This window comes from Escherichia sp. MOD1-EC6300 (assembly GCF_002965045.1).
Lineage (GTDB): Bacteria > Pseudomonadota > Gammaproteobacteria > Enterobacterales > Enterobacteriaceae > Escherichia > Escherichia coli_F.
In genome coordinates, this window is sequence record NZ_PTRH01000034.1 from 1 (window position 1) to 4,586 (window position 4,586).

Genomic DNA, 4,586 nt, shown 5'->3' on the forward strand with positions numbered 1-4,586 from the left:
CCGGGTGTGTAAGCGCAGCGATGCGTTGAGCTAACCGGTACTAATGAACCGTGAGGCTTAACCTTACAACGCCGAAGATGTTTTGGCGGATTGAGAGAAGATTTTCAGCCTGATACAGATTAAATCAGAACGCAGAAGCGGTCTGATGAAACAGAATTTGCCTGGCGGCCTTAGCGCGGTGGTCCCACCTGACCCCATGCCGAACTCAGAAGTGAAACGCCGTAGCGCCGATGGTAGTGTGGGGTCTCCCCATGCGAGAGTAGGGAACTGCCAGGCATCAAATTAAGCAGAAGGCCCAGTCGGAAGACTGGGCCTTTTTGCGTTTCTACAAACTCTTCCTGTCGTCATATCTACAAGCCATCCCCCCACAGATACGGTAAACTAGCCTCGTTTTTGCATCAGGAAAGCAGCTATGAACCACTCCTTAAAACCCTGGAACACATTTGGCATTGATCATAATGCTCAGCACATTGTATGTGCCGAAGACGAACAACAATTACTCAATGCCTGGCAGCATGCAACCGCAGAAGGGCAACCCGTTCTTATTCTGGGTGAAGGAAGTAATGTACTTTTTCTGGAAGACTATCGCGGCACGGTGATCATCAACCGGATCAAAGGTATCGAAATTCATGATGAACCTGATGCGTGGTATTTACATGTAGGAGCCGGAGAAAACTGGCATCGCTTGGTAAAATACACTTTGCAGGAAGGTATGCCAGGTCTGGAAAATCTGGCGTTAATTCCTGGTTGTGTCGGCTCATCACCTATCCAGAATATTGGTGCTTATGGCGTAGAATTACAGCGAGTTTGCGCTTATGTTGACTGTGTTGAACTGGCGACAGGCAAGCAAGTGCGCTTAACTGCCAAAGAGTGCCGTTTTGGCTATCGCGACAGTATTTTTAAACATGAATACCAGGACCGCTTCGCCATTGTAGCCGTAGGTCTGCGCCTGCCAAAAGAGTGGCAACCTGTACTAACGTATGGTGACTTAACTCGTCTGGATCCTACAACCGTAACGCCACAGCAAGTATTTGATGCGGTGTGTCATATGCGCACCACCAAACTCCCTGATCCAAAAGTGAATGGCAATGCCGGTAGTTTCTTCAAAAACCCTGTTGTATCTGCCGAAGCGGCTAACGCGTTGTTGGCACAATTTCCAACAGCACCACATTATCCCCAGACAGACGGTTCAGTAAAATTGGCAGCAGGTTGGCTTATCGATCAGTGCCAGCTTAAAGGGACGCAAATTGGTGGTGCTGCGGTACACCGTCAACAGGCGCTGGTTCTCATAAATGAGCACAACGCAAAAAGCGAAGATGTTGTACAGCTGGCGCATCATGTAAGACAGAAAGTTGGTGAAAAATTTAATGTCTGGCTTGAGCCTGAAGTCCGCTTTATTGGCGCATCAGGTGAAGTGAGCGCAGTGGAGACAATTTCATGAAGGATAACACCGTGCCGCTGAAATTGATCGCCCTGTTAGCGAATGGCGAATTTCACTCTGGTGAGCAGCTGGGTGAAACGTTAGGAATGAGCCGGGCGGCCATTAATAAACATATTCAAACACTGCGTGACTGGGGCGTTGATGTCTTTACCGTTCCGGGTAAAGGATACAGCTTGCCCGAGCCAATCCAGTTACTTAATGCCGAAAAGATATTGAGTCAGCTGGATGGCGGTAGTGTAGCCGTGCTGCCAGTTATTGACTCCACGAATCAGTATCTTCTTGATCGTATCGGAGAGCTTAAATCGGGTGATGCCTGCGTTGCTGAATACCAGCAGGCAGGACGTGGTCGCCGAGGTCGGAAATGGTTTTCACCTTTTGGCGCAAACTTATATTTGTCGATGTTCTGGCGTCTGGAACAAGGCCCGGCTGCGGCGATTGGTTTAAGTCTGGTTATCGGTATCGTGATGGCGGAAGTATTACGCAAGTTGGGCGCTGATAAAGTTCGTGTTAAATGGCCGAATGACCTCTATCTGCAGGATCGCAAGCTGGCAGGTATTCTTGTGGAGCTGACTGGCAAAACCGGCGATGCGGCGCAAATAGTCGTTGGTGCCGGGATCAACATGGCAATGCGTCGTGTTGAAGAGAGTGTCGTTAATCAGGGGTGGATCACGCTGCAGGAAGCTGGGATCAATCTCGATCGTAATGCGTTGGCGGCCATGCTAATACGTGAATTACGTGCGGCGCTGGAACTCTTCGAGCAAGAAGGATTGGCACCTTATCTTTCGCGCTGGGAAAAACTGGATAATTTTATTAATCGCCCAGTGAAACTTATCATTGGTGATAAAGAAATATTTGGCATTTCACGCGGAATAGACAAACAAGGCGCTTTATTGCTTGAGCAGGATGGAATAATAAAACCCTGGATGGGCGGTGAAATATCCCTGCGTAGTGCAGAAAAATAAGAAAGGGGAGCATTAGCTCCCCTGAAAATTATTTGCGTAGTCTGACCTCTTCTACCGCGTGATTAGCACTCTTTGTCAGGATTAAACTGGCGCGCTCACGAGTAGGTAGAATATTTTGCTTTAAGTTCAGCCAGTTGATCTCTTTCCACAATGTCATGGCAGTGTTAATCGCTTCTTCTTTAGTTAATTTCGCGTAGTTATGAAAATAGGAATCCGGGTCTGTAAAAGCCCCTTCACGGAATTTCAGGAAACGGTTGATATACCACGTCTGAAGTAAGTCTTCCGGTGCATCAACATATATCGAAAAATCGACAAAATCAGAAACAAATACATGATGTGGATCGTGTGGATAATCCATCCCGCTCTGTAAGACATTTAACCCTTCAAGAATTAAAATATCAGGCTGAACAACCGTTTTATCTCCATCCGGGATCACATCATAAATAAGATGCGAGTAAACTGGTGCCGTAACGTTTGGCACGCCGGATTTGAGATCGGAAACAAACTTCACCAGGCGATGCATATCATACGATTCCGGGAAGCCTTTCTTCTTCATCAGACCACGTTCTTTCAGCACCTGATTAGGGTGAAGGAAGCCATCAGTCGTGATCAGTTCAACACGACGATGCTCCGGCCAACGGCTTAATAGTGCCTGCAATACACGGGCGGTTGTACTTTTCCCCACCGCGACGCTACCTGCGATACTGATAATGTAAGGAATGCGTTGCCCGTTGGTACCAAGAAACTGTTCCAGAACTGCCTGACGGCGCAGATTCGAGCTTATATAGAAGTTCAGCAAACGTGACAAAGGTAAATAGATCTCGGCCACTTCTTCTAACGAGAGATCTTCATTAATACCTTTGAGACGGGCGATCTCATCTTCCGATAACGTCATAGGTACGGAATCACGCAGAGCTGCCCACTGGTTGCGGTCAAACTGTAGGTAAGGCGTCATTAACGTTTGCTCTTTTATACTCATAAGCATGTTTCTGGCGGTCATAGCTCTATCGGCAAAACGATATTTGCCATGGCGCGTCACAGTTCTGTTGAATGGGTTAATGGGCAGGAGGGTAACACCAGATGGGGAGGAATAATAAGAAAAAATCTCTCCCAGGAAGCTATCGTTGAAAAGCAATGTGACAGATATTCCATCTGATAAAAAGAATTGCGCTTTAGAAGGAGCGCATTGTTGAGAACAATGATGTTGAAAAAGTGTGCTAATTTGCCCTCTGTTCGACTGTTTCTTCATCGTGTCGCATAAAATGTGACCAATAAAACAAATTATGCAATTTTTTAGTTGCATGAACTCGCATGTCTCCATAGAATGCGCGCTACTTGATGCCGACTTAGCTCAGTAGGTAGAGCAACTGACTTGTAATCAGTAGGTCACCAGTTCGATTCCGGTAGTCGGCACCATCAAGTCCGGTGGGGTTCCCGAGCGGCCAAAGGGAGCAGACTGTAAATCTGCCGTCACAGACTTCGAAGGTTCGAATCCTTCCCCCACCACCAATTTCGGCCACGCGATGGCGTAGCCCGAGACGATAAGTTCGCTTACCGGCTCGAATAAAGAGAGCTTCTCTCGATATTCAGTGCAGAATGAAAATCAGGTAGCCGAGTTCCAGGATGCGGGCATCGTATAATGGCTATTACCTCAGCCTTCCAAGCTGATGATGCGGGTTCGATTCCCGCTGCCCGCTCCAAGATGTGCTGATATAGCTCAGTTGGTAGAGCGCACCCTTGGTAAGGGTGAGGTCGGCAGTTCGAATCTGCCTATCAGCACCACTTCTTTTCTCCTCCCTGTTTTTTCCTTCTGTTTATTGCATTCAACAAGTCGGGCATGTTGCCTGGTTGATGTGGTGATATCACCGATTTATCCGTGTCTTAGAGGGACAATCGATGTCTAAAGAAAAGTTTGAACGTACAAAACCGCACGTTAACGTCGGTACTATCGGCCACGTTGACCATGGTAAAACAACGCTGACCGCTGCAATCACTACCGTACTGGCTAAAACCTACGGCGGTGCTGCTCGCGCATTCGACCAGATCGATAACGCGCCGGAAGAAAAAGCTCGTGGTATCACCATCAACACTTCCCACGTTGAATACGACACCCCGACCCGTCACTACGCACACGTAGACTGCCCGGGGCACGCCGACTATGTTAAAAACATGATCACCGGTGC

Annotated in this window: 4 protein-coding genes, 4 tRNA genes and 1 rRNA gene; 8 read left to right on the plus strand and 1 reads right to left on the minus strand. The window is 47.9% G+C overall.

Going from position 1 to position 4,586, the window contains the following annotated elements:
* Nucleotides 1-160: 160 nt before the first annotated feature.
* From rrf to birA, 3 genes are all read left to right on the plus strand, one after another.
* Nucleotides 161-276: ribosomal RNA gene (gene rrf / locus BGE37_RS24490) — 5S ribosomal RNA — on the plus strand.
* A gap of 136 nt (nt 277-412) precedes the next feature.
* A complete protein-coding gene (gene murB, locus BGE37_RS24495; protein WP_088542441.1) occupies nt 413-1,441 on the plus strand; it encodes a UDP-N-acetylmuramate dehydrogenase in 1,029 nt (342 codons plus the stop codon).
* Entirely contained in the window at nt 1,438-2,403 is a 966-nt protein-coding gene (gene birA, locus BGE37_RS24500) for a bifunctional biotin--[acetyl-CoA-carboxylase] ligase/biotin operon repressor BirA (protein WP_088542440.1), read from the plus strand. The genes murB and birA overlap by 4 nt, the downstream gene beginning before the upstream one ends.
* 28 nt (nt 2,404-2,431) lie before the next feature.
* Here birA and coaA read toward each other — a convergent pair whose 3' ends face one another.
* A complete protein-coding gene (coaA, locus tag BGE37_RS24505) occupies nt 2,432-3,382 on the minus strand; it encodes a type I pantothenate kinase (RefSeq protein WP_000023085.1) in 951 nt (316 codons plus the stop codon).
* Nucleotides 3,383-3,743: 361 nt separating this feature from the next.
* On the opposite strand from coaA, the gene BGE37_RS24520 reads away from it, so the two are divergent.
* The 5 genes from BGE37_RS24520 to BGE37_RS24540 all read left to right on the plus strand — a co-directional run.
* A tRNA-Thr gene (locus tag BGE37_RS24520) sits at nt 3,744-3,819 on the plus strand.
* Nucleotides 3,820-3,827: 8 nt separating this feature from the next.
* Nucleotides 3,828-3,912: transfer RNA gene (locus BGE37_RS24525), tRNA-Tyr, on the plus strand.
* Nucleotides 3,913-4,028: 116 nt separating this feature from the next.
* Nucleotides 4,029-4,103, plus strand: a tRNA-Gly gene (locus BGE37_RS24530).
* Nucleotides 4,104-4,109: 6 nt separating this feature from the next.
* Nucleotides 4,110-4,185 (plus strand) — tRNA-Thr (locus BGE37_RS24535).
* 114 nt (nt 4,186-4,299) lie between these two features.
* A partial coding sequence (locus tag BGE37_RS24540) for a GTP-binding protein (RefSeq protein ID WP_000031683.1) occupies nt 4,300-4,586 on the plus strand: 287 nt, incomplete at its 3' end.